Raw genomic sequence first — 25,164 nt, 5'->3', positions numbered from 1 at the left:
GCACCCTATCGTTCCCTGGCTGCACTTGTGATACACAAGCCGGAGTGATTTTTGCGCCCAAGGAGATTCCACCCATGCCCCGTTCCCCTCGCCTGCCGCACTGGCTGACCTGTGCCCTGTTCGGCTTGTTCGCTGGCGGTGCCCTGGCCAGCACGCCGCCCCCGGCGCCCGATGCCTTGCAACCTTTGCTGGCAACGATGAATGAGCGGTTGTACATCAGCGAGCTGGTGGCGCTGACCAAGTGGGACAGCGGCAAACCGGTCCAGGACAACGCCCGGGAAGCGCAAGTCATCGCCAACGCCCGCCAGCAGGCCACCCAGCGCAAGCTCGACCCCGACGATGTCGCCGACCTCATCGCCGCCCAGATCGAAGCCAGCAAACTGGTGCAATACGGCCGGCTCGCACAATGGCAAGCGGCGCACAAGGCACCGGACACGCCACGGCCGGACCTCATTAACGACATCCGGCCCAAGCTCGACAAATTGCAAAACCTGCTGCTCCAACAGTACGCCGCGTTCCTGCCCTACCGCAAAGACCCGAACTGCCCGCAATGGCTGGCCACCGAACGCTCCGCGCTGATCAAGGATTACCTGCATGGCCAGGCGATGATTCGTGCGACTGGGGAGCTGTGTATTGCTGGGCGATAACGTCAATGGGCCGACGATGCCGCCTGGGTGATCGACCAACGCTTTCGCACCACAACAATAAAAACAGGAGTTGAAGATGTCTGAGCTGAACCTGAACCCCAATGTCGCAGCGTCCCTGAAACAGTGGCACGCGATGATCGGCAACCGCGACTTGAGCGGCTTGCCTGAATTGCTCGATCCGCAGGCGGTGTTCCGTTCGCCAATGGCACACACGCCCTATCCCGGGGCGCCAGTGGTGTCGATGATCCTCAACACGGTCATGAGCGTGTTCGAGGATTTTGCCTACCACCGCGAGCTGACGACGGCGGATGGCTTGAACGTGATTCTCGAATTCAGCGCCAGGGTCGGCGGGAAAGAGCTCAAGGGCATCGACATGATCCGCTTCAACGAACAGGGCAAGATTGTCGAGTTTGAAGTGATGGTGCGGCCGCTCAGTGGCTTGCAGGCGTTGGGTGAGGAAATGGGGCGGCGCCTCGGTGCTTATCTGAAGGACAGCAAGGCCTGACTTCCTGATTCACCAAAATCCCTGTAGGAGCGAGCCTGCTCGCGATGGCGGAGTGTCAGTCAATATGTTGTTCACTGACCCATCGCCATCGCGAGCAGGCTCGCTCCTACAGATTTTGTGTACAACCTGGAAACTTCACACCATCGGCTGATGACTGGTCACGCAGTGAATACCGCCTCCGCCCGCGGAGATTGCGTCGATGTCGAACTGCCCCCCTTGCACTACGGGTAGAGTTCAGACAGCCGGTCGATCATTGCGCCGGGAAGGTTTGCAGGTAGGCCAGCAGGTCTTCGATTTTTTCCGGGTCGCTGAGGCCCCAGAAAATCATGCGGGTGCCGGGCACGACTTTCTTCGGCGCTTCGAGGTAGGCGATCAGGGTTTCGCGGTCCCAGACCAGGTTGGCGGACTTCATCGCGTCGGAATACACGTAGTCCGTGGTGACGGCGGAGTGACGACCGATCACGCCATTGAGCTGCGGGCCGAAGAAGGCGCGAGCCGATTCGCCGATCTGGTGGCAGCCGCTGCAGAGGCGCTTGAACACTTTCTCCCCGGCCTGGACATCGCCCGCAGCAAGGGTGGAAGTGCTGAGCAGGCCAGCGGTGAGCGCCAGGGCGAGGGTCAGGGCGGCGATTTTCTTCATGTTCCGTTTCCAGTTGGGTGTTGCTGGATGGCTATTGGAACACGGTGGTCGGGGATATCCCAAGTGGTCAAATGGACGCAATCCCTGTGGGAGCGAGCGTGCTCGCGATAGCGATGTATCAATCACCTTCTCTGTTGGATGTGATGGCCTCTTCGCGGGCAAGCCCGCTCCCACAGGTTCTGTGTAGTGGCTTATTTTTTTGACTTGTTGCGCGAGGTATTGAGCGCCATGGCCGCCTGAATCAATGCCTTCAGCGCCGCTTCATCGACCTGCTCGCCCTCGCGAATATCGATGGCACGCCGGGTATTGCCTTCAAGGCTTGCATTGAACAGTTTCGACGGATCATCAAGCGAAGCGCCCTTGGCGAAGGTCATCTTCACCACCTGCTTGTAGGTCTCGCCGGTGCAAATGATGCCGGCATGGGACCACACCGGCACGCCGCGCCACTTCCACTCTTCAATCACCTGCGGGTCGGCCTGGCGGATGATCTTGCGGACGTGGGCCAGGGTTTCGCCGCGCCAGTCGGCCAGTTCCCGGATTCGTTCGTCGATCAGCGCCGAGGCTTCGTTTGTTTCAACCTTTTCCGTTTTCATCACCGTTTCGACCCTCATCATGATGGTTGTGACCGATGAGGGTAGACGGTGCTCCAAAGTTTTCAGGAATCGCTGACTGACGGCGCCTGGGGCACGGGGCGGGTTTTCACGGTGACGAACATTTTGATGCGGTCGCCGATTTCCTGGAGGGTATGGCGGAACGGGTCGTGTCTTTCGCTGGTGGTCGGGTCTTCGAAGCTCCAGACCATCACTTCACCGGTAAACGGCATGCGTGAGGCCTCTTCGGATGACTTGTCGCACAGGGTGATGACGTAGTCGAATGCCTGGCCTTCGAAGTCTTCGAGGGACTTGCTGCGCAAGCCGCTGGCATCGACTCCGATGTGATCGAGGGATTCGAACGTGCGTGGATCGATCTCGCTGGCCTCGAGCCCGGCGCTGAAGGCCTGGAAGTCGGCAGGATCAATGTGACGCAACAGGGCTTCGGCCATAGGTGAACGGACATCGTTTCGGGCGCAGACAAACAGCACGCGACGGGGGTCGGTCATGGGTTTACCTCGGCTGGCGGACTTTAGTGTTTGCTCATCAATCCATGCAGCACGCCGAACCGCAAACCCGGTTCAGACGCAATCATGTGCGTGATCCCGAACACCTTGAACGCCGCCAGCATCACCACCAGGCCGCCGGGCAAAATGCTCAGGCGATGGGTGGGCAAACCGGCCAGCTTGAGGTGTTTTACATGTTTGACTTCCAGCAGGCGCAGCGACAGGCGCAACAGGCCGCCGTAGGTGATGCCGCTTTGGCCGTCATCATTGAGGTCATTGGCCTTGAGCACCTTGGCCAGCATCCGCGCCGTCCCGGAGGAGCCGACCGCCTGCTGCCAGCCCATGGCGCGATAACGGCGGGCAATGCGTTCGAATTGCACGGTAGCCGCGCGTTCGGCTTCCAATAGCGCTTCGGCCATGATCCGCCCGCCGTGGAAGTAATGCGCACCGAAGGTGCCGCTGCCGATGGCAATACTCTCGGTGACCAGCAATTGGTCGCCACGACCGATGATCATTTCCGTGGAGCCACCGCCGATATCCACCACCAGCCGCGTGGTTTGCGCCGGCAAGGTGTGGGCCACGCCGGCGTAAACCAGTTGCGCCTCTTCGTGACCGGAAATGACGTCGATGCGAAAGCCCAAGTGGCGTTCGGCACTGGCCAGGAACAGCGGCGCGTTGTCCGCTTCGCGCACGGCGCTGGTGGCCACCGCCCGCACGCGCCCGGCCTCGAAACCACGCAACTTCTTGCCGAATCGCGCCATCGCCTGCCAGCCACGGTCCAGCGCCAACTCATCGAGCGCCCCGCCCTGCAGGCCTTCGGCCAGACGCACCGGCTCACGCAGGGTCTTCACTTCCTGGATGACCATCTGCTGGTTCCGTCTCACCGACTGGCCAATCATCAGGCGAAACGCATTGGAACCCAGGTCGATGGCGGCAAACAGCGGGGCGTCTTTCATAGGGGGTTCCTTGCACATTCATCTACCGGCGGACTGGCGGCCGTCGGGCACTCAAGACGGATTGCGAGGATCTTGCCATGGCTTCGATGACACCCAGATGACACCGCCTGGCATCACCACTTCGTAACAAACTGTGACCAGGATCGGCCGTACCACCCATGACGCGAGTGTCTCACCATGCTTTCCAATCAGGACACCTTGATCCAGCGCATCCACCGCGAGCTGCTCGATATCAGTGACGAGGAGCTGGAACTGGAATTATCGGAAGACGGACACAACCTGGACGCACTGTTCGATGAACACATCGAGGATGGCAGCGAGAAAGAAGCCCGGCGCCGTTACTTCGCCGAACTGTTTCGCCTGCAAGGCGAACTGGTGAAATTGCAGAGCTGGGTGGTGAAAACCGGGCACAAGGTGGTGATCCTGTTCGAAGGCCGCGATGCCGCCGGCAAGGGTGGTGTAATCAAGCGCATTACCCAGCGCCTCAACCCCCGGGTTTGCCGGGTGGCCGCCCTGCCCGCGCCCAACGACCGCGAGCGTACGCAGTGGTATTTCCAGCGCTACGTTTCGCACTTGCCCGCCGCCGGGGAAATCGTGCTGTTCGACCGCAGCTGGTACAACCGCGCCGGGGTCGAGAAGGTCATGGGGTTCTGCAATGACGACCAGTACGAAGAGTTCTTCCGCACCGTGCCGGAATTCGAGCGCATGCTCGCCCGTTCCGGCATCCAGCTGATCAAGTACTGGTTCTCGATTTCCGACCAGGAGCAGAACCTGCGCTTTCTCAGCCGCATTCACGACCCGCTCAAGCAGTGGAAGCTCAGCCCCATGGACCTGGAGTCGCGCCGCCGCTGGGAGGCCTATACCAAGGCCAAGGAAATCATGCTCGAGCGCACCCACATCGACGAAGCGCCCTGGTGGGTGGTGCAGGCCGACGACAAGAAGAAGGCCCGACTCAACTGCATTCATCACCTGCTCAGCCAGATGCCTTATGAAGAAGTCGAGCTGCCGGTGATCGAATTGCCCCAACGGGTGCGTCAGAAAGACTATTCGCGGGGGCCTGTGCCGCAGGAAATCATCGTGCCGGAGATTTACTGACTCAACACAAGACCTGTGGCGAGGGGGCTTGTCGGATCGCCGCACCGTCCCGTTCGGCTGCGCAGCAGTCGTAAAATCATTCAGTGCAGTTTGTCTGGCAAATCGCACTGCCTGATTTTGGGGTCGCTTCGCAACCCAGCGGGAGCAAGCTCCCTCGCCACAATTGGTCGGCAGTCAGCGAATTACCGGCATCCTGATGAATGGCCATCAAGCCGTCATCGAATCGTCATGAACCGGGCGTCATACTCAAGCCATTCAATGCGTGCTTTAACTTTCTGCTGCCAATTCTGGTGGCTTTTTTTTGCCTGAAATTCTGCTTACAAACACTCCTGCGCCACTCGCTCGAACGTCGACGGCACGAACGCCGACGCCAGCAGCTTGCGCTCGTACAGGAACACCTTGCCGCCGTTCGAGGCTTTGTAGGTTTCCAGCACGTTGTCCGCCGCCACTTTGCTCGGTACGACGATCCGGTAGCTGCGCTGAGTCTGTGACACCGTGGGCACCAGCGCATCGTGCTGCAACTTCGGCACCACGCAATGGGTGTACTCCTCGGGCGACTTTGACGTCTGCAAGGTCAGCGTCGGATCGTTCGGCGTGGCACAACCGGCCAGCAACATCGAAGCGAAGGCCAGGGTCGGGGCAAGAAAAGTGCGCATGAATCAGGTCCTGAAAAGAAATCAACAGTGAATTGGGTTGCCCACCGTTCAATGGACGCAGGGCTGATTAATTGGTTGCTGCGGTCAATCCGGCGGTTACCAGCGCCTTCAACGACGCATCGAACTGTTTCAGCGCGGTCAGTTGCAGGTCGCGTTGCTGTTCGATTTGCGCGGCGATCTCGGGGGCGGTCTTGTCATGCACCCACACCGACGGCAGTTGTTTTTCCACCGTGCCTTCGGCCTTGCCGATGTACTGCAGGCTGGCGTCGTAGAACCGCGCGGCGAAACGCGCCTCGACCCGATCGTTACGCTGGGTCAGCAACTGGTTGTGGGTATCGAGCATCACCACTACATCCGGGTGGGCCTGCACCAGGGCATCGAGGTTGTCGTAGACCGTTACCGACACAAAGGTGTGGTGCAACGAAGTCATCAGCCAGTCGATGGCCAGGTCCGGATCGGAGCTGTTGACGAACGCCTGGCGAATCCGCGCATCCAGTGCGTTTTTCGCGCCATTCACGGCCACCGAGTGGTATTGCTCAAGGTATTGCAAGTTTTCCACGGTGTTTTCGCTGTAGAGCACCCCGACCGTCTGCCCGTATTGCAACCCGCCCTGGCTCCCGGTGATGGGCGGCAGATGGCAGGCGCGTGCGTCCTCGGCGTAGGCCGATGCGGTGGATGCAACACTGCCCAGCAACAGGGCAATCACAGCCAGTCGGGTCAAGATTTTCATCGCGCAGGTTCCTTGAGCAGCGTGTTCAATGCAGGCGATTTTCCGCCTTTGCGCCAAAAACAGAACTTGCGATTCTTGATGGTGACTATTGACTGAACCGATAGTGCGGGGCCGCCAGTGCATGCCTCTGGCGCAAACTTACCGGTCAATGTCGAACAAGCGACTGTGCCGGGCGCCCACGGTTGATTACAGTGGCGCCTGCACTCCAAACCTGATCAAGGAACGAAACAATGGTGACCTGCTACCTGAAATACGTACTCGACCCCTACCAGCTCGACGCCTTCGAGCACTACGGCAAGCTGTGGATGCCCCTGGTGGAAAAATTCGGCGGCCAGCACCACGGCTACTTTTTGCCGTCGGAGGGCGCCAACAATATCGCCCTGGCGCTGTTCACCTTTCCGAGCCTGGCGGCGTACGAACATTACCGGCAGCAATCGATGAGCGATCCGCAGTGCATCGCGGCGTTCAAGTACGCCGAAGAGAGGAAGTTCATCCTCAGCTACGAGCGTTCATTCATGCGGCCGGTATTTGGCGAGCAGGATCGCTGAGTCAGTCTTTTTTCAGATCCAGGCAGTAGGTGTAGTAGCCGGTGTCGCGCACCCAGCCCTGGGATTCATACAGGCGTTGGGCAGTGAAGTTGTCGGTGGCGGTTTCCAGGGTCATGCCTTTGCCGCCGGCCAGCTTCGCAAAATCCCGGGCGGTGTTCATCAGCAGTGTGCCGACGCCTTTGCCCCGGGCGGCGGGCGTGGTGAACAGATCACCGAGCAGCCAGGTGCGATGGGCATCGATCGAGGAAAAAGTCGGGAACAGCTGGACGAAGCCGAGGTTTTCACCGTCGGTGTCCCGGGCAAGAAAAATCACCGATTCATCCCGGGCGAGTCGCTCGGCGATAAAGGCGCGCGATTGCGAGAGGTTTGACGGCTGCTTGTAGAACATCCGGTAGGCGTCAAACAAAGGGGTGATCTGGTCGATGTGCGATGCGTCGGCGCGCAGGGCCTGAATAGCCATGAGGGTGCTCCATTGCGGTCTCAAGGAATGACAGACTAGCAATGGTGTGGAATAGGAAGGGATATTTTTCCAGGCAAGATCAAAAGATCGCAGCCTGCGGCAGCTCCTACATTGGAATGTGTTTCCCTGTAGGAGCTGCCGCAGGCTGCGATCTTTGCTTTTGGATCAGACGCGGACGTTACGCCCTGGCAAGGAGGTCCGCTGGCTGCTCTCCCAACCCTCGACCAGACCCACCGGCACATTCGCTGACGGCAGCATGTTCACCCCACGCACCAGATCGGACGCACGCTCGGCGAGCATGATGGTCGGTGCATTGAGGTTGCCGTTCGGCTCGGTCGGGAACACCGACGAATCGATCACCCGCAGACCGGCGATGCCGCGCACGCGCAATTCGGAATCGACCACCGCCATGTCATCCTCGCCCATGCGGCACGAACCGCAGGGATGGTAGGTGCTTTCCAGGTTGTCGCGCACGAAGGCGTCGAGGTCTTCATCGCTGGTCACCTGCGCGCCCGGGGCAATTTCGCCGTCGCGGAAGCGGTCCATGGCTTTCTGGCCGATGATCTCGCGGGTCAGGCGAATGCAGCGGCGGAAGCCTTCGCGGTCCTCTTCCCGCTCCAGGTAGTTGAAGCGGATTTCCGGATGCTCGTAGGGGTCGGCCGAGCGCACGCGCACATAGCCGCGACTTTTCGGCTTGTTGGGACCGGTCAGCACCATGAAACCGTGGCCCTTGATCGGCTTGTTGCCGTCGTAGCGCATCGCTGCCGGCAGGAAGTGGAACTGGATGTCCGGCCAGCGCAGGCCCTTCTCCGAGCGGATGAAGCCACCGGCCTCGAAATGGTTGGTGGCGCCCAGGCCGTCCTTGAACAGCAGCCAGCGCAGACCGATCATCAGCTTGCTCAACGGGTCCATCTTGCTGTTGAGGGTCACCGGCTCCTTGCAGCCGAACTGGATGTACACCTCGGCGTGATCCTGCAGGTTCTCCCCGACGCCCGGCAGGTCATGGCGTACGCCGATCCCGGCCTTGCGCAGCACGTCCGCCGGGCCGATGCCGGAGCGTTGCAGCAGGTGCGGCGAACCGATCGGGCCGGACGAGATGAGCACTTCGCGGTTGCAATACACCTGGTGGGTCTGGCCGCCGTGGTCATACATGACCCCCACCGCACGCTTGCCTTCAAGAATGATCTGGCGAGTCATCGCGTGGGTGACCACCGTCAGGTTCGGACGGCCCATGGCCGGGCGCAGATAGGCGTTGGCCGTGGAGCAGCGCACGCCGTTCTTCACGGTCATGTGCATGGCACCGAAACCTTCCTGCATGTAGCCGTTGCAGTCTTCGGTCTTGATGTAGCCCGCCTCCGCGCCGGCTTCGACCCAGGCGCCGTACAGCGGGTTTTTCATGTGGTTGCCGTTGGTGGTATGCAGCGGCCCGGTTTGCCCGCGATAGCTGTCGCCACCCGACTCGTAGCTTTCGGCGCGCTTGAAGTACGGCAGGCAGTTGCGATAGCCCCAGCCTTCGGCACCCAGGGATTCCCACTCGTCGAAATCCAGCGCGTGACCACGGATGTACACCAGGCCGTTGATCGACGACGAACCGCCCAGCACCTTGCCCCGTGGGCAGTGAATGCGTCGGCCGTTGAGGTGGGTCTCCGGCTCGGTTTCGTAGCGCCAGTTGTACTTCTTGGTGTTCATCGGGATCGAGAATGCGCTCGGCATCTGGATCACTACGCTCTTGTCACTGCCGCCGAATTCCAGGACCAGTACCGAGGTGGCCGGGTCTTCACTCAGACGGTTGGCCAACACACAACCCGCCGAGCCTGCGCCAATGATGATGTAGTCGTATTTTTGCGTGGTCATTCTTTGCGTGGTCATAGTTATCTCCCGACCGTCGATTCAGTGAATACCCGCGGTGGCTGCTGTTTGTGGGTCAGCGTGTCGCCGGTGGTGTATTGCGGGGAGTTCTTCTCGATCTGCTGGATCACCGCTTCTTCGCGTTTCAGATCGATCGAGCGGCTAAGCCAGTAGTACGCCAGGCCCGACACGATCAGCCCGACCAGCCAGGCGATGTCGATGCTGCCCAGCGCCTTGGCGAGCGGGCCGACATACACCTCGCGTTGTTCAACGCCGTCGAAGATGTAGAAGAACGGGATCATCGAGACAAAACCGATGGCGTAGGCGGCGATACCGCGCAGCCCCCAGCTGCCGTAGATGTTGCCGTGGGGCATGAAGAAGTGCGGGATGGCGTATCGGCCCTTGCGCACGAAGAAGTAGTCGGTGAGGTTGACCGAAGTCCAGGGCACCAGGAAGTACAGCATCACCACCAGGTAGATCCCCAGCACCGACAGGCCTTTGCCGGAACTCTGGATGCTCAGGGCCACGCCCAGTTGCAGCAGGATCACGAAGCCGATGGCCAGGATGCGTGCCTTGCGGGTGGGTTCGATGTGCTTGATCGAGTCGACGCAGGTCAGCGTGGTCAGCTTGGCGCTGTAGATGTTCATCGCGATCACCGGCAGGAACGCCAGGATGGTGACCACCACTACCGCCGTGCCCACCAGCGGCGACACGGTGTTGCCGACTTGCCCCAGGGCCACGAGCACGTCAGTGGAGTGCAGGTGATCGGCCAGCCAGCCACCCACGGAAATCATCCACGCACCGGACAGCGACGCCCCGAGGAACACCACGGCGATCAGCTTGCCGCTGGAGGTGTTTTTCGGCAGGTAGCGCGAGTAGTCCGACACATAAGGCGCATAGGCGATGTTGTAGCTTGCGGCCGCCGCAAACTGCGCGATGAAACCGGTCCAGTTGAAACCCAGCGGCTCCCGGGCCACTTCGCCCTCCGCGAGTGCCGGCAGCACTGCATCCGGCACCCAGCCCATCACCACCGCCACGGTCACCAAGCCATACAGCGGCAACGACAGGTACAGCGCCCATTTGAAGCTGCGGTGCATCCAGTCATGGCCGAGAATCGCCAGCACCGCCGCCGGTATGGTCACCGCCACCGCGATCACCGCGGGGTTGAACCCGAATAGCGTGTGCAACCCCTGCATCATCAGCACCAGGTTGACGATGTTGAAGCCGGCGAACACGAACAGCGTTGCGAGCAGTACCAAAATCACCCCGCGATAGCCGAACTGCGCGCGGGACTGGATCATTTGCGGCAGGCCAAGGTGCGGGCCCTGGGAACCGTGAAAGGCCATGAACAATGTGCCGAACATGATGCCCAGCGTACCGGCGAGCGTAGTCCAGAGCGCGGTCAGGCCGACGCTTGGGCCAACGAAGCCGATGGTCATGGTGAAGAAGGTGAAATTGCCGAGGAACCAGAACGGGCCCTGACTGGCCAGTTTGTCGGTGCGCTCGTTCTCGGGGATGAAGTCAATCGAATGCCCCTCGACGACGGATTTTTCGTCGAGGCTGGACACGCTCGTGGCGGACTTGGCGTTAGTGTTCATGATGGACTCTTATTGTTGGAAGATCATGACGAGATAACCGCGTTCTTTCGGGTGAACGACTCCCCTGTGGGAGCGAGCCTGCTCGCGAAAAAACGTTAACGATGACGAGGGCTGCCTGGGTGAGCGCGGCGCTCTGACGTCTTTCGCGAGCGAGCTCGCTCCTACAAGAGCTGAGCTCACGCGTGCCTACCTGGCGTTGTTGCTGAAACCGAACAGGACTGTAGGAGCGAGCTTGCTCGCGATGAACTCGAGTGCGCCGCGTTTAACCAGCAAGCACGCGTATTCGTTAACGACCATCGCGAGCAAGCTCGCTCCTACACAAGGTCAGCGTCAGCTTGGCAGCGTGATCCACACCGCCTTGGTTTCGAGCAGGTAGTCGAGCTGCTCGGCGCCCAGGTCCTTGCCGAATCCGGACTGTTTGTAGCCACCGAACGGCATCGACGGATCGAGGGTGCCGTGGGCGTTGACGTAGACCGAGCCTGCCTTCAAACGTGGAATCAGGCTGTGCACCTTGCCCAGGTCGTTGGAATACAGGGCCGCCGCCAAGCCGTAAGGCGAGTCGTTGGCCAGTGCCAGTGCTTCTTCCTCGTCGTCGAACGGTGCGGTGACCAGCACCGGGCCGAAGATCTCTTCCTGGACAATACGCATGTCGTTGCGGCAATTGGCGAAGATGGTCGGCTCGACGAAGAAGCCAGGGCCATCGATCGGTTGGCCACCGTAGACCAGTTCGGCGCCTTCGGCCTTGCCCGTTTCGATGTACTCGGTCACGCGCTGCTTTTGCAGGGCCGAGACCAGCGGGCCGATGAAGCAGTCGGGGTCCAGGCCCGGGGCCATTTTCAAGGTGCGCGTGTAGACGATCAGCTCACGCAGGAATTCGTCGTAGACACTGCTATGAATATAGGCCCGTGTACCGGCGTCGCATACCTGTCCGGAGTTGAAAAACACGCCGTTGGCGACCGCTTGGGCGGCGGCCGGGATGTCGGCGTCGGCGCAGACGATGACCGGTGATTTACCTCCGAGTTCGAGGGTCAGGCGCTTCATGTCATCCAGCGCGGCGCGGCCGACAGTCTGGCCGACCGGGGTCGAACCGGTGAAGGTCAGTTTGTCGATGCCGGGGTGGGTGGCCATGGCCGCACCGACCACGCTGCCGCGCCCGGTGACGATGTTGATCACGCCGTCGGGAATGCCCGCTTCCTGCACCAGTTCAGCGAAACGCAGGGCCGACAACGAAGTCAGTTCGGCGGGCTTGACCACCACGGTGCAACCGGTCGCCAGCGCCGCGCCGAGCTTCCAGGCCATGGTTTGCAGTGGGAAGTTCCACGGCACGATGGCGCCGACCACGCCGACCGCTTCCTTGCGGGTATAGGCCAGGTAATTGCCCGGCAGCGAAGGCTCGACGGTACGGCCGTGGAGCTTGGTGGCCCAGCCGGCGAAGTAACGCAGGGTATCGACGGTGCCCTGGATGTCCACGTCCTTGGCGAAGGCAACCGATTTGCCCATGTCGATCGATTCGATTTCCGCGAGCTCGGCGGCGTTCTGCTCAATCAGGTCGGCCAGGCGCTGCATCATGCGCTCACGTTCCGCCGGTTTGGCCTGACGCCAGGCGCCACCGTCGAACTGGGCGCGGGCGGCTTGCACGGCACGGTCCAGGTCATCGGTGGTGCCCATGGGAATGCGGGTGATCAGGCCTTCGGTCGAGGGTTCGATCACATCGGAAGTCTGGCCGTCGCTGGCTTCGACCCAGGCGCCGCCGATGAACATTTTCTGGACCTTGCTGAGGAAGGTCTGGGTGGCTTCGCTGACGCCGAATTTTTGCAGGTAACTTTTGACGATCGTGTCCATTTTTGTTCTCTCTGCCCGGCAGTCAGAGCCTGCCGGGTCACTGGTTTCGATGATCAGGCTGAAGTGGTTTCGCTCTCGGCGGCCGCCCGCACCTTGCCACGCTCGTGGAAGATGAAACCGATGCTGTTGAGCAGCAGTTGCGCCGCGAGGATCGAGGTCATGCCGGTCGGGTCGTAGACCGGTGCCACTTCCACCAGGTCCATGCCGACGATGTTGCCTTTGCTGCGCTTGGCCAGGGCCTGGATGATTTCCAGCACTTCGTAGTAGAGGAAGCCGCCGTGGCTCGGGGTGCCAGTGCCGGGGGCGATGGACGGGTCGAAACCGTCGATGTCGATGGTGATGTAGTAGTTGATGTTCTGCGGGATCAGCGCCAGCACACCCTCGACGCCAAGGCGACGCACGTCGCGCACCGAGAGGATTTTCGAGCCGGCTTCGTGGGCCGCTTCGTAGTCGTCGCGGTTGGACGACGACACATTACGAATGCCCATCTGGGTCATGCCGACAATGTGGTTCATTTCGGATGCGCGGCGTAGCGGGTTACCGTGGCCGTAGCGCACGCCGTGGCGCTCGTCGACGAAATCCAGGTGCGCATCGAAGTGAATGATGTGGATCGGGCCGCGGCCTTCGAAGGCCTTGATCACTGGCGCGTGCACCGAGTGGTCGCCGCCGAGCACCACCGGCATCACGCCGGCATCGAGGATCTTGCGCACGGCGTATTCGGTGTTCTTGTTGCTGGTGGCCATGTCGGTGTGGACGATGTCGGCATCACCGACGTCGACCATGCGCACGTCCGATGCGGTGAGGTACATCACGTCATCTTCGTGGTCGTAGGCGCCGGCGTGGCCGAAGGAAAACAGCGTCGATGCTTCGCGAATCCCGCGTGGTCCGAAGCGTGCGCCGGAGCGCCACTGGGTACCCATGTCGTTGGGCACGCCGAGCACCGCGACGTCGGCGTCCAGGGCATCCCAATCGGTGCACACCGGGGATTTGCCAAAGGTGCAATGACCCACGAATGGCAGGTTCAGGCGACCGGATTCATAACCGTTGTTCGACATTTCTAGCCTCTCCACTTCTTGTTATCGGCTTGACGGACTGCAAGGCGACCGCCGTTGGAAAGACTATGGGCGCAGGTTTTCGTGGAAAAAATGCTAAACATCAGATACTCATATCGGCATTCCCGATGCATCCACAGGCCGGAGGTTCAAGATGATCCAGCTGCACGATGTCGACCTGAAACTGCTCAGGGTGTTCGCCACGATTGTCCGCTGCGGCGGTTTCTCGGCCGCGCAGGCGGCGCTCAATGCCGGGCAATCGACCATCAGCGAACAGATGACCCACCTTGAAACCCGCCTGGGGGTCAAACTCTGCCAGCGCGGGCGCAGTGGCTTCCGCCTGACCGAACAAGGGGTGGCGATTCATGAAGCCACCCAGCGCCTGCTGTCGGCGGTGGAAAATTTCTGCATGGACGCCGACGTGCTCAAGCAGCACATCAGCGGCAAGCTCAACCTGGGGATCATCGACACCACGATCACCGACCCGGATTCGCCGATTCCACGCACCACCCAGCGCTTCGTCTCCCGCGGGCATGACGTGCACCTGAACGTGTATGTCGGTACCCCGGCAGAACTTGAAGAGCGGGTGCTCGACGGTCGTCTTCATCTCGCCATCGGGCACTTCCCGATCCATGTGCCGGGGTTGCTGCAATCGCCGCTGTACCAGGAAGCCCTGGGCTTGTATTGCGGGCGGCGTCACCCGTTGTACGGCAGCCACGCCGAAGGTGAAGAACTGCTTGAAGAAGTCGCTGCGGGGCGGATCGTCGTACGCGGCTACATGCAGCAATACGACCTCGAACACCTGGGCGTGAGCAAGGCGGCCGCCACCGTGGACAACATCGAAGCCACCGCGATCCTGATCATTTCCGGTGCCTACCTGGGTTTTCTGCCTGAGCACTTCGCCGCCCAGTGGGTCAAGAGCGGCGAGATGCACCAGTTGGCACCCGCGAGCCTGCGCCTGAAATCGCCGTTCGACGTGATCACCCGGCGCGGCACGGCACCGCCGCCGATCTTGCAAGCGTTCCTCGAGGACCTGGCCGCCAGCGCCCGTAAAACCGGTCAGCCGTAATGTGACACTCGCCAAATTCAAATTTTGCCGGGCATACTGATTCGGTTCGCCAACCTTGCAGGCCCGTCATGCGCATCCACGTCACCTTCATCGACCGCGTCGGCATCACCCAGGAAGTGCTGGCCCTGCTCGGTGGACGCAGTTTCAATCTGGACGCCGTGGAGATGGTGCCGCCGAACGTCTACATCGATGCGCCGACCCTCGGCGCCGAGGTGCTCGAAGAATTGCGCGAAGCCCTTTTCGATGTGCGCGGCGTGCAAGCAGTGACCCTGGTCGACATCCTTCCGGGGCAACGCCGGCGCCTGCAACTGGACGCCTTGCTGGCGGCCAGTTCCGATCCGGTGCTGGCGGTGGATGATCGCGGCCATGTGCTGCTGGCCAACCCGGCGCTGATCGCCCTCTGCGGGCGCGAACCGGCCGGTGAATCGCTGACCACGCTGTTCGACGATGCCGATTTGCAGCGCACCCTGATCGCTCAGCATTTCCGCCTGCCGATGCACGAGGTCAGCCTCGGCGGCCAGACGCTGCTGCTCGACGCGATGCCCATCACCGACGCTGGCGCCCTGCTCACCCTGTATCAACCCAATCGCATTGGCGAACGCCTGTCGGCGCTGCACCATGACCATGCCGAAGGCTTTGATGCGCTGCTCGGCGAATCGCCGCCGATCCGTGCGCTCAAGGCCCGTGCGCAACGGGTGGCGGCCCTCGATGCGCCGCTGCTGATCCAGGGTGAAACCGGCACCGGCAAGGAGCTGGTGGCCCGCGCCTGCCATGCCATCAGCCCACGGCACGATGCGCCGTTCCTGGCCCTGAACTGCGCGGCGCTGCCGGAGAGCCTGGCCGAAAGTGAATTGTTCGGCTACGCCCCTGGCGCCTTCACCGGCGCGCAACGGGGCGGCAAGCTCGGCCTGCTGGAGCTGGCCGATCAGGGCACGGTGTTCCTCGATGAAGTGGGGGAAATGTCGCCGTACCTGCAAGCCAAATTGCTGCGTTTTTTGAGCGATGGCTGCTTCCGTCGGGTCGGTGGCGACAAGGAAGTGCGGGTCAATGTGCGGGTGCTCAGCGCCACCCACCGTGACCTGGAAAAAATGGTCGCCGAAGGGCGTTTTCGCGAAGACCTGTTCTATCGCCTCAACGTGCTCAACCTGCAAGTGCCACCGCTGCGCGAGCGCGGTCACGACATCCTGCTGATGGCCAATCACTTCATGCAACAGGCCTGCGCGCAGATCCAGCGGCCGGCGTGTCGTTTGGCACCGAGCACCTTCAGCGCCCTGCTCGGCAACCGCTGGCCGGGCAACGTGCGGCAACTGCAAAACGTGATCTTTCGCGCGGCGGCGATTTGCGAAAACCCGCTGGTGGACATCGATGACCTCGACATTGCGCGCACGGCGGTAGAGCGGCAAAACGACGGCGAAGTCGGCAGCCTGGAAGAGGCTGTGGGCGACTTTGAGAAGAACTTGCTGGAACAGCTTTATCGCAGCTATCCGTCCAGCCGTTTGCTGGCGGCGCGGTTGCAGACTTCCCATAGCGCCATTGCGATTCGATTGCGCAAATACGGCATTCCCGGCAAGGCCTGAGTGATCTGTCGGAACACATTCCCCTGTAGGAGCGAGCCTGCTCGCGATGAGGGCGTGTCGGTCGAAATGTATGTTGACTGTCAGGCCGCTATCGCGAGCAGGCTCGCTCCTACAGTGGACTGTGTTGCGTCTGCATTTTTCGTCTGCAAATCGATACAGCGTAGCGAAATCAAGACAAAACCTTTCCCACCCTGCATTTACAGCGTCTGCGCCCACAGCCCTGCTTGTCTGTACTGATTTCAATACGGATGAAATCTCTCGCACTTCAAAAAATCACGCCAAACCATTGATTTAAAACAACTAATCAACCTTGGCACCGCCCTTGCTATCACTCCTGCAACCCCGCTCGTCGCCCCGCCACGAGCCTTAAAACAATAAGGAGTTGATATGAGCGAATTGCGTTTCACCGTCGATCACGAATGGTTGCGCCTTGAGAGCAACGACCTGGTCACCGTCGGCATCACCGAGTTTGCCCAGCAGGCGCTGGGGGATGTGGTGTTTGTTCAGGTACCTGAATTGGGCACTTTCGACGCAGGCGCTGAAGTGTCGGTGCTGGAATCGGTGAAAGCCGCCAGCAGTATCGGCATGCCGCTGGACGGTGAAGTGGTCGAGATCAACACGACACTGGAGAGCACCCCGGAACTGGTCAACGAAGACCCATTGGGCGAAGGCTGGTTCTTTCGCTTCAAACCGGTCGATGCCTTGGCGTTGAGCGATCTGCTGGATCAAGACGCCTACGAACGCCTGACCGCAGAACACGCCGACGCTTGAAGCCCAACCCTTCCACACAAGGACCACACCATGTTCAGCAAGCACGACCAGATCCAAGGCTACGACGACGAACTGCTGGCGGCGATGAACGCCGAGGATGCGCGGCAGGAACACCACATCGAACTGATCGCCTCGGAAAACTACACCAGCCAGCGGGTGATGGAGGCACAAGGCAGCGGCCTGACCAACAAGTACGCCGAAGGGTATCCGGGCAAGCGTTACTACGGCGGTTGCGAGCACGTCGACGTGGTCGAGCAACTGGCCATCGACCGCGCCAGGCAACTGTTCGGCGCCGATTACGCCAACGTCCAGCCGCACTCCGGCAGCCAGGCCAACGCGGCGGTTTATCTGGCCCTGCTGCAAGCCGGCGACACCGTGCTGGGCATGAGCCTGGCCCATGGCGGCCACCTGACCCACGGCGCCAAGGTGAGTTTCTCCGGCAAGCTGTACAACGCCGTGCAGTACGGCATCGACACCAGCACCGGCCTGATCGACTACGACGAAGTCGAGCGCCTGGCGGTCGAGCACCAGCCGAAGATGATAATCGCCGGGTTCTCGGCCTATTCGAAGACTCTGGACTTCCCGCGTTTCCGCCAGATCGCCGACAAGGTCGGCGCCTACTTCTTCGTCGACATGGCCCACGTCGCCGGTCTGGTGGCGACCGGTCTGTACCCGAACCCGCTGCCCTTCGCCGATGTGGTCACCACCACCACGCACAAGACCCTGCGCGGCCCGCGTGGCGGTCTGATTCTGGCCAAGGCCAATCCCGAATTGGAGAAAAAGCTCAACGCCGCGGTGTTCCCCGGCGGTCAGGGTGGCCCACTGATGCACGTGATCGCCGCCAAGGCCGTGTGCTTCAAGGAAGCGCTGGAGCCGGCATTCAAGACCTATCAGGCGCAAGTGATCCGTAACGCCCAGGCCATGGCGCAGGTGTTTATCGAGCGCGGTTACGACGTGGTGTCCGGTGGCACGGATAACCACCTGTTCCTGGTCAGCCTGATCCGCCAGGGCCTGACCGGCAAGGACGCCGACGCCGCCCTCGGCCGTGCCGGCATCACCGTGAACAAGAACGCCGTGCCCAACGATCCGCAATCGCCATTCGTGACGTCCGGTCTGCGCATCGGTACGCCAGCGATCACCAGCCGTGGCTTCAAGGAAGCGCAGAGCATTGCGTTGGCCGGCTGGATCTGCGACATCCTCGATCACCTGGGCGATGCCCATATTGAGGCCAATGTCGCACGGCAAGCGGCCGCCCTGTGCGCGGACTTCCCGGTCTACCGCGACTAAGCACACCACACCCCCCCCCCTGTAGGAGCGAGCTTGCTCGCGATGGTCGCCAACGATTACGCGCGCATTCAGGATTAACGCGGTGCCTTTGGGTGCTTCGCGAGCAAGCTCGCTCCTACAGGTTCTGTGCACAAGGAAATAACGATGAATGCCATTGTCGAATCGGCCGGCAACAGCCCGGCCAAAGTGGAGGTCGGCACCAAACTGCGCGGTGCGCAAAAGGTCGCGCGGATCCCGGTGAAGATCATTCCCACGGATGAATTCCCGCGCAAGCCCGACTGGATCCGCGTGCGCATGCCGATCTCTCCCGAGGTCGACCGGATCAAGCAGCTGCTGCGCAAGCACAAGCTGCACAGCGTCTGCGAAGAAGCTTCGTGCCCGAACCTCGGTGAATGTTTCTCCGGTGGCACCGCGACCTTCATGATCATGGGCGACATCTGCACCCGTCGCTGCCCGTTCTGCGATGTCGGCCATGGCCGGCCCAAACCACTGGACACCAACGAGCCAATGAACCTGGCCGTGGCCATCGCCGAACTGCGCCTGAAGTACGTGGTGATCACCTCGGTGGACCGCGACGATTTGCGTGATGGCGGCGCCCAACACTTCGTCGATTGCCTGCGGGAAATCCGCAAGCTGTCGCCCGGCGTGCAACTGGAAACCCTGGTGCCGGATTATCGTGGACGCATGGACGTGGCCCTGGCGATCACCGCCAACGAGCCGCCGGATGTGTTCAATCACAACCTGGAAACCGTACCGCGCCTGTACAAGGCTGCGCGGCCGGGTTCGGACTTCGAGTGGTCGCTGGACTTGCTGCAAAAGTTCAAGCAAGCGGTGCCCCATGTGCCGACCAAATCCGGCCTGATGCTGGGCCTGGGCGAAACCGATGAGGAAGTCATCGAGGTCATGCAACGCATGCGCGAGCACGACATCGACATGCTGACCCTCGGCCAATACCTGCAACCCTCGCGCAGTCACTTGCCGGTGCAGCGTTTCGTGCATCCCGACACCTTTGCCTGGTTCGCCGAGGAAGGTACGCGCATGGGTTTCAGGAACGTGGCGTCCGGGCCGCTGGTGCGTTCGTCCTATCACGCCGATCAACAACTTCATGGAGGTACGGACGGTTTCAAGCCATGATGGAATGACTGGTCATGCATGGAGCCGTTTCCGATGTCGCGTTCACCCTGTCTGTTGTTGCTGTGCCTGAGCCTTGCAACGCCGTGCCTGGCCGACGAGTCGAAACCCGGGCACATGGTGTATGTGCGCAGTGTCGCTCCGGGCATCGAGCAGGACATCCGCTACGCCAGCGCGCACAATTTCACCGGGCACCCGCTCGACGGTTATCAGGCGGCGGAGTGCCTGCTGTCGGCGGATGCAGCCAACGCTCTGGCCCGGGTGCAAACGGCCCTTGAAGCCGAGGGCTACGGTTTGAAAGTATTCGATTGCTATCGACCCAAGCGTGCGGTGGCGGACATGGGTCGTTTCGCCAACGAACCTGGCGACCCGCTGAAAACCGAGTTCTATCCACGAGTAGACAAGCAGGACTTCTGGCGCCTGGGTTATGTCGCCCGGGTGTCCAATCATTCCCGAGGCAACACCGTCGACCTGACCCTGATCGGTCCCGACGCCCTGCCTGCCGATACCTGGACGCCTTCCGTCAAACCGATGGATTGCACGGCGCCTTATGGCGAGCGCTGGCACGACGGCGCGCTCGACATGGGCACCGGTTTCGATTGCTTCGATGAGCGGGCGCATACCGACTCGGCGCTGATAAACGCCACGGCCAAAGCCAATCGCCAGCGCCTGACCAGTGCCATGGCCAAGGAAGGCTTTGTGGGTTATTCGGCCGAGTGGTGGCACTTCACGTACAGCGGGAATCCGCCGAAGCCGGACGTCATGGACTTCCCCATCACGCCGCTTGCACCATGAACATTCTGCTCAAGGCCCTGTGGTTGGCGTTTTTTCCGCTGGCCGCAATGGCCCAGGGACTCGATGGCAGCGATCAACTGATCGTGGTCACCAGTAAAGGCTGGGATGACATCCAGGGTACTGCCCAGCGCTATGAACGGCGCGGCAAGACCTTTGAAAAGTTCGAAGCGCCGTTTGCAGTGGTGCTAGGCAAGAACGGCATGGGCTGGGGCAAGGGGCTGCTCGATATCGGGCAGCCTGAAGGGCCGGTCAAACATGAAGGCGACGGCAAGGCGCCGGCTGGAATGTTCAAGCTGGGCACGGCGTTCGGCTACGAGCCTTCGGCCGAAACCCGTCTGCCTTATCTCCCGTTGACGCCGACCATCGAATGCGTGGATGACAGCCAGTCCACGCGTTACAACGAACTGGTCGACGCAGCGGTCGTGGAAAAAAACTGGAGCAGCTCCGAACGGATGCGCCGCTCGGATGAGCTGTACCGCCAAGGCATCGTCATCCAGCACAACACCCCGGCCACGCCCGCTGCCGGGTCATGCATTTTCTTCCACATCTGGCGCGGCCCCACGGCGCCGACCCGTGGCTGTACGGCCATGGACCCGGCGGATATCGCGCGGTTGTTCAACTGGCTGGACCCGGGCAAATCCCCGGTGCTGGTGCAACTGCCGCAAGCGCAGTACGAAAAGTTGCGTGAGCGCTGGAAACTGCCGAAGCGCTAACTGGTAAATGCTGAACCTGTGGCGAGGGAGCTTGCTCCCGCTGGGGCGCGAAGCGGCCCCAAAAAATGGGACTGCTGCGCAGTCCAACGGGAGCAAGCTCCCTCGCCATAAAAGCCGGTATTAACCCCGCTCAACCACCACCGCACTCATCGACGGCTTGGCCAGCGCGTAATAGATAATCCCCGGCACCAACAGCCCGACGATCCAGGAAATATCCACCCCGCCCAGTTGCGCAACCATCGGCCCGGAGTAGAAATGGGTATCGACAAAGGGCAGCTGGATCAACACGCCGATCACATAGACGCTGATCCCCAGCACGTTCCAGCGACCATAGCGCCCGTTCGGGTCGGACAGCGCCGGGATGTCGTAACGCTCCTTGTTGATGAAGTAGTAATCCACCAGGTTGATCGCGCTCCACGGGGTGAAGAACGTCAGCAAAAACAGGATGAAGTACTTGAACGAGCTGAGGAACGAGTACTGCCCCAGCAATGCCAGCGTGGTGGATGCCGCGACAATCAGCAGCACGAACAGCATGCGCTGGCGGGCGGTGATTTCCAGGCGACGACAAAAGCCACTGATGATGGTGGCGATGCACATGAAACTGCCGTAGGCGTTGAGGGTGGACACCGTGACCTTGCCGAAGACAATACTCAGGTACAGCAAGGACGCGATCACCCCGGTGCTGCCCAGGCCGACAATGGTCGCCACTTCGTGCCCACGAAAATTCACCCCGGCCAGTGCGGCGGCGAACACCCCCAGCACCATCGAAGTCTGCGCTCCCAACACCGTGCCGAGGCCGACAGCGGCGAAGGTTTTCCATGACGAAGTCTTGCTCGGCAGGTAGCGCGAGTAGTCCGCCACATAGGGGCCGAAAGCGATCTGCCAGGACGCCGAGAGCGACACCGCCAGCAGGAAGGTGCTCCAGCCGAAATGACGATTGTCGAGCAGCAGGCCGATGTCGTTGAGGGTCATCAACCGGGTGAACAGGTAGGCGAAGGCGATGATGCCCAGCACGCTGGCCACCCGCCCGACCAGGTGAATCACCCGATAACCGAAGATCGTCAGGAACGCGATGCACGCGGCGAAAATGAGGATGCCGGCGCTGTCGCTGACACTGATCAATTGCGCGATCGCCTGCCCCGACAACACCGCGCCGGTGGCACTGAAACCCAGGTACATCAGGCACACCAGGACAATCGGGATCGCCGCGCCATACACCCCGAACTGCACTCGGCTGGAGATCATCTGCGGCAGCCCGAGCTTCGGCCCTTGCGCCGCGTGCAACGCCACTACGGCGCCGCCGAGCACTTGCCCGATCAGCAAGCCGATCAACGACCAGAACACATCGCCGCCCAGCACCACGGCCAGGGCGCCGGTGACGACGGCGGTGATCTGCAGGTTGGCGCCAAGCCACAGGGTGAACTGGCTGTAGAGACTGCCGTGTCGCTCAGCCTCGGGAATGAAATCGATCGAGCGGGTCTCGATCAGGGGACTGCGTTGCGCACTCATGACGGTGTTTCCTTTGAGGAACTGTTTTTGTTGTCAGGGACGAAATTCAAAAGGCTTTGGTTGCGCTGGCTACAACCGTCGCCGAGCAGAGGTCGTCATAGCCGTACCAACTGCTGCACTCGCTTTTCGACAAGTCGGTGTCGACATAGCTCAGCCCCCAGGTCACGCCGACGAAATCGCGGGTCAGCTTGGCTTCCCACTCGTAGTAAGACTCACGGCTATCGCCATTGGCGGACCAGAACGCAGGGTCATTGACATCGTTGCGCCCAAAGCGCAAGTCCAGGCCGACTTCGGCCGGCAAATCGATTTTGTAGCCCAGGTAGGTGTAAAGGGTGTCCTGGTCCTCGCCGAAGAAGTTCGGCGTGTCCTTGGAGTAATAGGCACCCAGCTTCACGCCGTACAGGTCGAGGACGGCGTAGACCTCGCTGAGGTTGAATTCGGAGTTCTTCGGGTAGTCGTACTTGATGTAGCCCAGATCGAGGCTGATTGCGTCGGTCGCCTGCCAGTAGTAACCGGCGTAGTACTCACGCTCCTGGCGGGTGTCGAAACCACCGCCGAAATCGACGTTGGAGGTCCAGGCGCCGATATACAGGCCGCTGCTGTGCAGCAGCGTCGCGCCGCCCTGCACCGCCGGATCGCCCTGGGTTTGCGAGATACCCCGGGTACGGTAGTCGCTGACGACGCCCAGGGTCATGTCCAGGCTGAAATCATCGTTGAGGGTCAGGGCCTGGCTGGTCAGGGGGATCAATGCCAGTGTCGCGAGGGTCAATGCTGAAAATGCGTTCATACAGTTCTCTTGTTGTTATGGCGTACGGTGAATTTCAGGCATGGCGATGCCCGACCCCTCGCGCTACGAGGGGCCGGCGGTTTTTTGCGTATGTCGGGTGTACGCAGGTCAGGACGCGGGGGCGTAGACCTGCTTGCCGGCGAAGAAGGTGTTCAGGACTTTGGTTTCGAACAGGTCGTCATCGCTGACCTTGAACACATCGCGGTCGAGGATGATCAGGTCGGCCTGCTTGCCCGGTGCCAGCGAACCGATCTGCTGCTCCAGGCGCAGGGTTTTCGCCGCGTTGAGGGTGTAGGCATAGAACATGGTCTGGCGGTCGATGCTTTCCTTGGCATTGAGTACGCCCAACGGCCCTTTGCGCGTACTGGCCTGGGCAATGGCGTTGAACGGATTGGCGCTCGACACCGGCCAGTCGCTGCCACCGGCAATCGTCGCGCCGGCGTTATGCAGGGACCGCGCGGGATACTGGTAGCCGTAGGCAAAGGCGCTGATGTAAGGCTTGACCAGTTCGACGGTATAGGACTCGCCGGTGGCCCACAGCAGTTGCATCGAGGCGATCACGCCCAGTTCTTTGAAGCGTGGAAACTCCTTGGGGTTGACCAGTTGCAGGTGCGCGATGCTGTGGGGCACGGGCGTCGGGCTGAGCTTGCGCGCATAGGCCACGCCATTGAGCGCTTCACGCACCGCGCGGTCGCCGACGGCATGCATGTGCACGATCCAGCCACGCTTTTCCGCCGCCACCACCAGTTCGCCGAAATGCGCCGGGTCGGTCAGCAACTGACCGTTTTTGTGGCTGTTCTTGAACGGCACGATGACCGCGGCGGTTTGCCCCGGGAATTCGAGAATGCCGTCGACAAACACCTTGATGCCGGGGAACGTCAGGTTAGGCACGCCCTCGAATTGCTTCATCACCGTGGCGATCACTTCCAGGTCGGCAGGTTTGCTCTTCGGGTTGGTGACCATCAACGCGGCAACGTGGGCGCTGAGTTCACCGTTCTGCGCCAGTTCCTTGTACAGCGGCAGCACGCCGACACTTTCTGCGGTGGCATGGAAATCGAACAGCGAATCTTCACTGCCGCCGTTCGCCGCCGCGTCCATCCAGGCCGTGACGCCGTATTGATTGTTGATCTTCACCGCCTCGCGAGCGGCCTTGAGCATGGCTTCCGGGCTGGGCGCCGGAATACCGTTGCGCACCACGTCCCAGCGGGATTCGGCGAAGTAGCCGTTAGGGGTGAAGTCCGCTTCATGGCCTATGTAGCCGCGTTCTTTTTCCGGCAGGCTTTTTACCAATGTCGCGTCGATGTTCAAGCGCTTGAGCATCGCGTTGTTGGCCCAACCGGTGTGGCCGTCGATGCCGCTGAAGACGATGGGCTGATCGGCCCAGCGTCCCTGATTGAACATCTTGCCCAGTTCGCGGCTTTTCTCCCAGTAGGCCGAACTGACCCCGGCGACGCTGATCACATCACCGGACCGGGCACGTCCGGCCTTGTCTTCTTCGATCAACCATTGCTCCAGTTCCGGCAAGGGTTTGACCTCGTCCAGCAGGTTGGCCTTCATGCTGTCGAACGCCGCCACCACCGGGTGGCTGTGGGTGTCGATCATGCCTGGCATCAACACCTTGCCGGCCAGATCGATGCGCTGGGTCTTGCCGTCGGCCAGGGCATTGATTTCGGCATCGCTGCCCACTTTCAGAATCTTGCCGTCTTGCACCGCAACAGCCTGCACCAGCGCCTGGCCGGGTTCGGCGGTAAAGACCTTGCCGTTGAACAACACAAGGTCAGCGGCGGCCATCGCTTGTACCGAGGACAAAGCCAGCGCGGCGGCTAACAGGTTTGGAATGAATCGCATCGGA

General features: G+C 61.2%; 25 protein-coding genes. 11 read left to right on the top strand and 14 right to left on the bottom strand.

Annotated features, from left to right (window positions below):
• The first annotated feature begins 74 nt into the window (after window positions 1–74).
• Window positions 75–647, top strand: coding sequence for a chorismate mutase (locus tag C8K63_RS17870; RefSeq protein ID WP_108217909.1), 573 nt, complete (start codon window positions 75–77; stop codon window positions 645–647).
• A 76-nt stretch (window positions 648–723) separates the two neighbouring features.
• Window positions 724–1,152 (top strand): nuclear transport factor 2 family protein, encoded by a 429-nt coding sequence (locus C8K63_RS17860; protein WP_108217908.1) that lies wholly within the window; start codon window positions 724–726, stop codon window positions 1,150–1,152.
• A gap of 250 nt (window positions 1,153–1,402) precedes the next feature.
• Here C8K63_RS17860 and C8K63_RS17855 read toward each other — a convergent pair whose 3' ends face one another.
• The 4 genes from C8K63_RS17855 to C8K63_RS17840 form a co-directional block, all read right to left on the bottom strand.
• On the bottom strand, window positions 1,403–1,792 hold the full coding sequence (locus C8K63_RS17855) for a cytochrome c family protein (RefSeq protein ID WP_108217907.1): 390 nt from the start codon (window positions 1,790–1,792) through the stop codon (window positions 1,403–1,405).
• Window positions 1,793–1,983: 191 nt separating this feature from the next.
• Entirely contained in the window at window positions 1,984–2,385 is a 402-nt protein-coding gene (locus C8K63_RS17850; RefSeq protein ID WP_108218116.1) for a DUF1801 domain-containing protein, read from the bottom strand.
• A gap of 62 nt (window positions 2,386–2,447) precedes the next feature.
• Entirely contained in the window at window positions 2,448–2,891 is a 444-nt protein-coding gene (locus C8K63_RS17845) for an arsenate reductase ArsC (RefSeq protein WP_108217906.1), read from the bottom strand.
• Between the two features lie 23 nt (window positions 2,892–2,914).
• Window positions 2,915–3,844 carry a Ppx/GppA family phosphatase gene (locus C8K63_RS17840; RefSeq protein ID WP_108217905.1) on the bottom strand — a complete coding sequence of 310 codons (930 nt, stop codon included), beginning with the start codon at window positions 3,842–3,844 and terminating at the stop codon, window positions 2,915–2,917.
• A gap of 177 nt (window positions 3,845–4,021) precedes the next feature.
• On the opposite strand from C8K63_RS17840, the gene ppk2 reads away from it, so the two are divergent.
• Window positions 4,022–4,939: a polyphosphate kinase 2 gene (gene ppk2 / locus C8K63_RS17835; RefSeq protein WP_108217904.1), complete on the top strand. Its 918-nt coding sequence runs from the start codon at window positions 4,022–4,024 to the stop codon at window positions 4,937–4,939.
• 317 nt (window positions 4,940–5,256) lie between these two features.
• Here the strand turns inward: ppk2 and C8K63_RS17830 are convergent, their stop codons facing one another.
• Together C8K63_RS17830 and C8K63_RS17825 are read right to left on the bottom strand one after the other, a co-directional pair.
• Window positions 5,257–5,595: a hypothetical protein gene (locus tag C8K63_RS17830; RefSeq protein WP_108217903.1), complete on the bottom strand. Its 339-nt coding sequence runs from the start codon at window positions 5,593–5,595 to the stop codon at window positions 5,257–5,259.
• Window positions 5,596–5,662: 67 nt separating this feature from the next.
• Complete coding sequence (locus tag C8K63_RS17825; protein ID WP_108217902.1) at window positions 5,663–6,325, bottom strand: ATPase; 663 nt, start codon at window positions 6,323–6,325, stop codon at window positions 5,663–5,665.
• Between the two features lie 230 nt (window positions 6,326–6,555).
• On the opposite strand from C8K63_RS17825, the gene C8K63_RS17820 reads away from it, so the two are divergent.
• On the top strand, window positions 6,556–6,873 hold the full coding sequence (locus C8K63_RS17820) for an NIPSNAP family protein (protein WP_108217901.1): 318 nt from the start codon (window positions 6,556–6,558) through the stop codon (window positions 6,871–6,873).
• 1 nt (window position 6,874) lies between these two features.
• On the opposite strand, the gene C8K63_RS17815 is transcribed toward C8K63_RS17820, so the two are convergent.
• The 5 genes from C8K63_RS17815 to speB all read right to left on the bottom strand — a co-directional run bounded on the left by C8K63_RS17815 (window position 6,875) and on the right by speB (window position 13,676).
• Window positions 6,875–7,333: a GNAT family N-acetyltransferase gene (locus C8K63_RS17815; protein WP_108217900.1), complete on the bottom strand. Its 459-nt coding sequence runs from the start codon at window positions 7,331–7,333 to the stop codon at window positions 6,875–6,877.
• A gap of 165 nt (window positions 7,334–7,498) precedes the next feature.
• Window positions 7,499–9,187 (bottom strand): choline dehydrogenase, encoded by a 1,689-nt coding sequence (gene betA, locus C8K63_RS17810; RefSeq protein WP_108218115.1) that lies wholly within the window; start codon window positions 9,185–9,187, stop codon window positions 7,499–7,501.
• Window positions 9,188–9,204: 17 nt separating this feature from the next.
• Complete coding sequence (locus C8K63_RS17805; protein ID WP_108217899.1) at window positions 9,205–10,779, bottom strand: cytosine permease; 1,575 nt, start codon at window positions 10,777–10,779, stop codon at window positions 9,205–9,207.
• A 330-nt stretch (window positions 10,780–11,109) separates the two neighbouring features.
• Window positions 11,110–12,621 (bottom strand): aldehyde dehydrogenase, encoded by a 1,512-nt coding sequence (locus tag C8K63_RS17800; RefSeq protein ID WP_108217898.1) that lies wholly within the window; start codon window positions 12,619–12,621, stop codon window positions 11,110–11,112.
• A 53-nt stretch (window positions 12,622–12,674) separates the two neighbouring features.
• Entirely contained in the window at window positions 12,675–13,676 is a 1,002-nt protein-coding gene (gene speB, locus C8K63_RS17795; protein WP_108217897.1) for an agmatinase, read from the bottom strand.
• Between the two features lie 151 nt (window positions 13,677–13,827).
• Here speB and C8K63_RS17790 point away from each other — a divergent pair, with 151 nt between their 5' ends.
• From C8K63_RS17790 to C8K63_RS17755, 7 genes are all read left to right on the top strand, one after another.
• The gene (locus C8K63_RS17790) at window positions 13,828–14,742 is read left to right on the top strand and encodes a LysR family transcriptional regulator (protein WP_008049321.1); all 915 of its coding nucleotides are present in this window, start codon (window positions 13,828–13,830) and stop codon (window positions 14,740–14,742) included.
• 68 nt (window positions 14,743–14,810) lie between these two features.
• Complete coding sequence (locus tag C8K63_RS17785) at window positions 14,811–16,319, top strand: sigma-54-dependent transcriptional regulator (protein WP_108217896.1); 1,509 nt, start codon at window positions 14,811–14,813, stop codon at window positions 16,317–16,319.
• Window positions 16,320–16,706: 387 nt separating this feature from the next.
• On the top strand, window positions 16,707–17,090 hold the full coding sequence (gene gcvH / locus C8K63_RS17775) for a glycine cleavage system protein GcvH (protein ID WP_108217894.1): 384 nt from the start codon (window positions 16,707–16,709) through the stop codon (window positions 17,088–17,090).
• Between the two features lie 30 nt (window positions 17,091–17,120).
• Window positions 17,121–18,377 (top strand): serine hydroxymethyltransferase, encoded by a 1,257-nt coding sequence (glyA, locus tag C8K63_RS17770; protein WP_108217893.1) that lies wholly within the window; start codon window positions 17,121–17,123, stop codon window positions 18,375–18,377.
• Window positions 18,378–18,521: 144 nt separating this feature from the next.
• On the top strand, window positions 18,522–19,511 hold the full coding sequence (gene lipA, locus C8K63_RS17765) for a lipoyl synthase (RefSeq protein WP_108217892.1): 990 nt from the start codon (window positions 18,522–18,524) through the stop codon (window positions 19,509–19,511).
• A gap of 33 nt (window positions 19,512–19,544) precedes the next feature.
• The gene (locus C8K63_RS17760; RefSeq protein ID WP_108217891.1) at window positions 19,545–20,303 is read left to right on the top strand and encodes a M15 family metallopeptidase; all 759 of its coding nucleotides are present in this window, start codon (window positions 19,545–19,547) and stop codon (window positions 20,301–20,303) included.
• Window positions 20,300–21,016: a L,D-transpeptidase gene (locus C8K63_RS17755; protein ID WP_108217890.1), complete on the top strand. Its 717-nt coding sequence runs from the start codon at window positions 20,300–20,302 to the stop codon at window positions 21,014–21,016. The genes C8K63_RS17760 and C8K63_RS17755 overlap by 4 nt, the downstream gene beginning before the upstream one ends.
• A gap of 120 nt (window positions 21,017–21,136) precedes the next feature.
• Here C8K63_RS17755 and C8K63_RS17750 read toward each other — a convergent pair whose 3' ends face one another.
• The 3 genes from C8K63_RS17750 to C8K63_RS17740 form a co-directional block, all read right to left on the bottom strand.
• Window positions 21,137–22,525 carry a cytosine permease gene (locus C8K63_RS17750; protein WP_108217889.1) on the bottom strand — a complete coding sequence of 463 codons (1,389 nt, stop codon included), beginning with the start codon at window positions 22,523–22,525 and terminating at the stop codon, window positions 21,137–21,139.
• Window positions 22,526–22,571: 46 nt separating this feature from the next.
• On the bottom strand, window positions 22,572–23,312 hold the full coding sequence (locus C8K63_RS17745) for a TorF family putative porin (protein WP_108217888.1): 741 nt from the start codon (window positions 23,310–23,312) through the stop codon (window positions 22,572–22,574).
• 108 nt (window positions 23,313–23,420) lie between these two features.
• On the bottom strand, window positions 23,421–25,160 hold the full coding sequence (locus C8K63_RS17740) for an amidohydrolase (protein ID WP_108217887.1): 1,740 nt from the start codon (window positions 25,158–25,160) through the stop codon (window positions 23,421–23,423).
• Between the last annotated feature and the right edge of the window lie 4 nt (window positions 25,161–25,164).

The sequence above is a fragment of the Pseudomonas sp. GV085 genome (assembly GCF_003050925.1).
GTDB lineage: Bacteria > Pseudomonadota > Gammaproteobacteria > Pseudomonadales > Pseudomonadaceae > Aquipseudomonas.
This window is presented reverse-complemented; position numbering and strand designations above follow the sequence as displayed.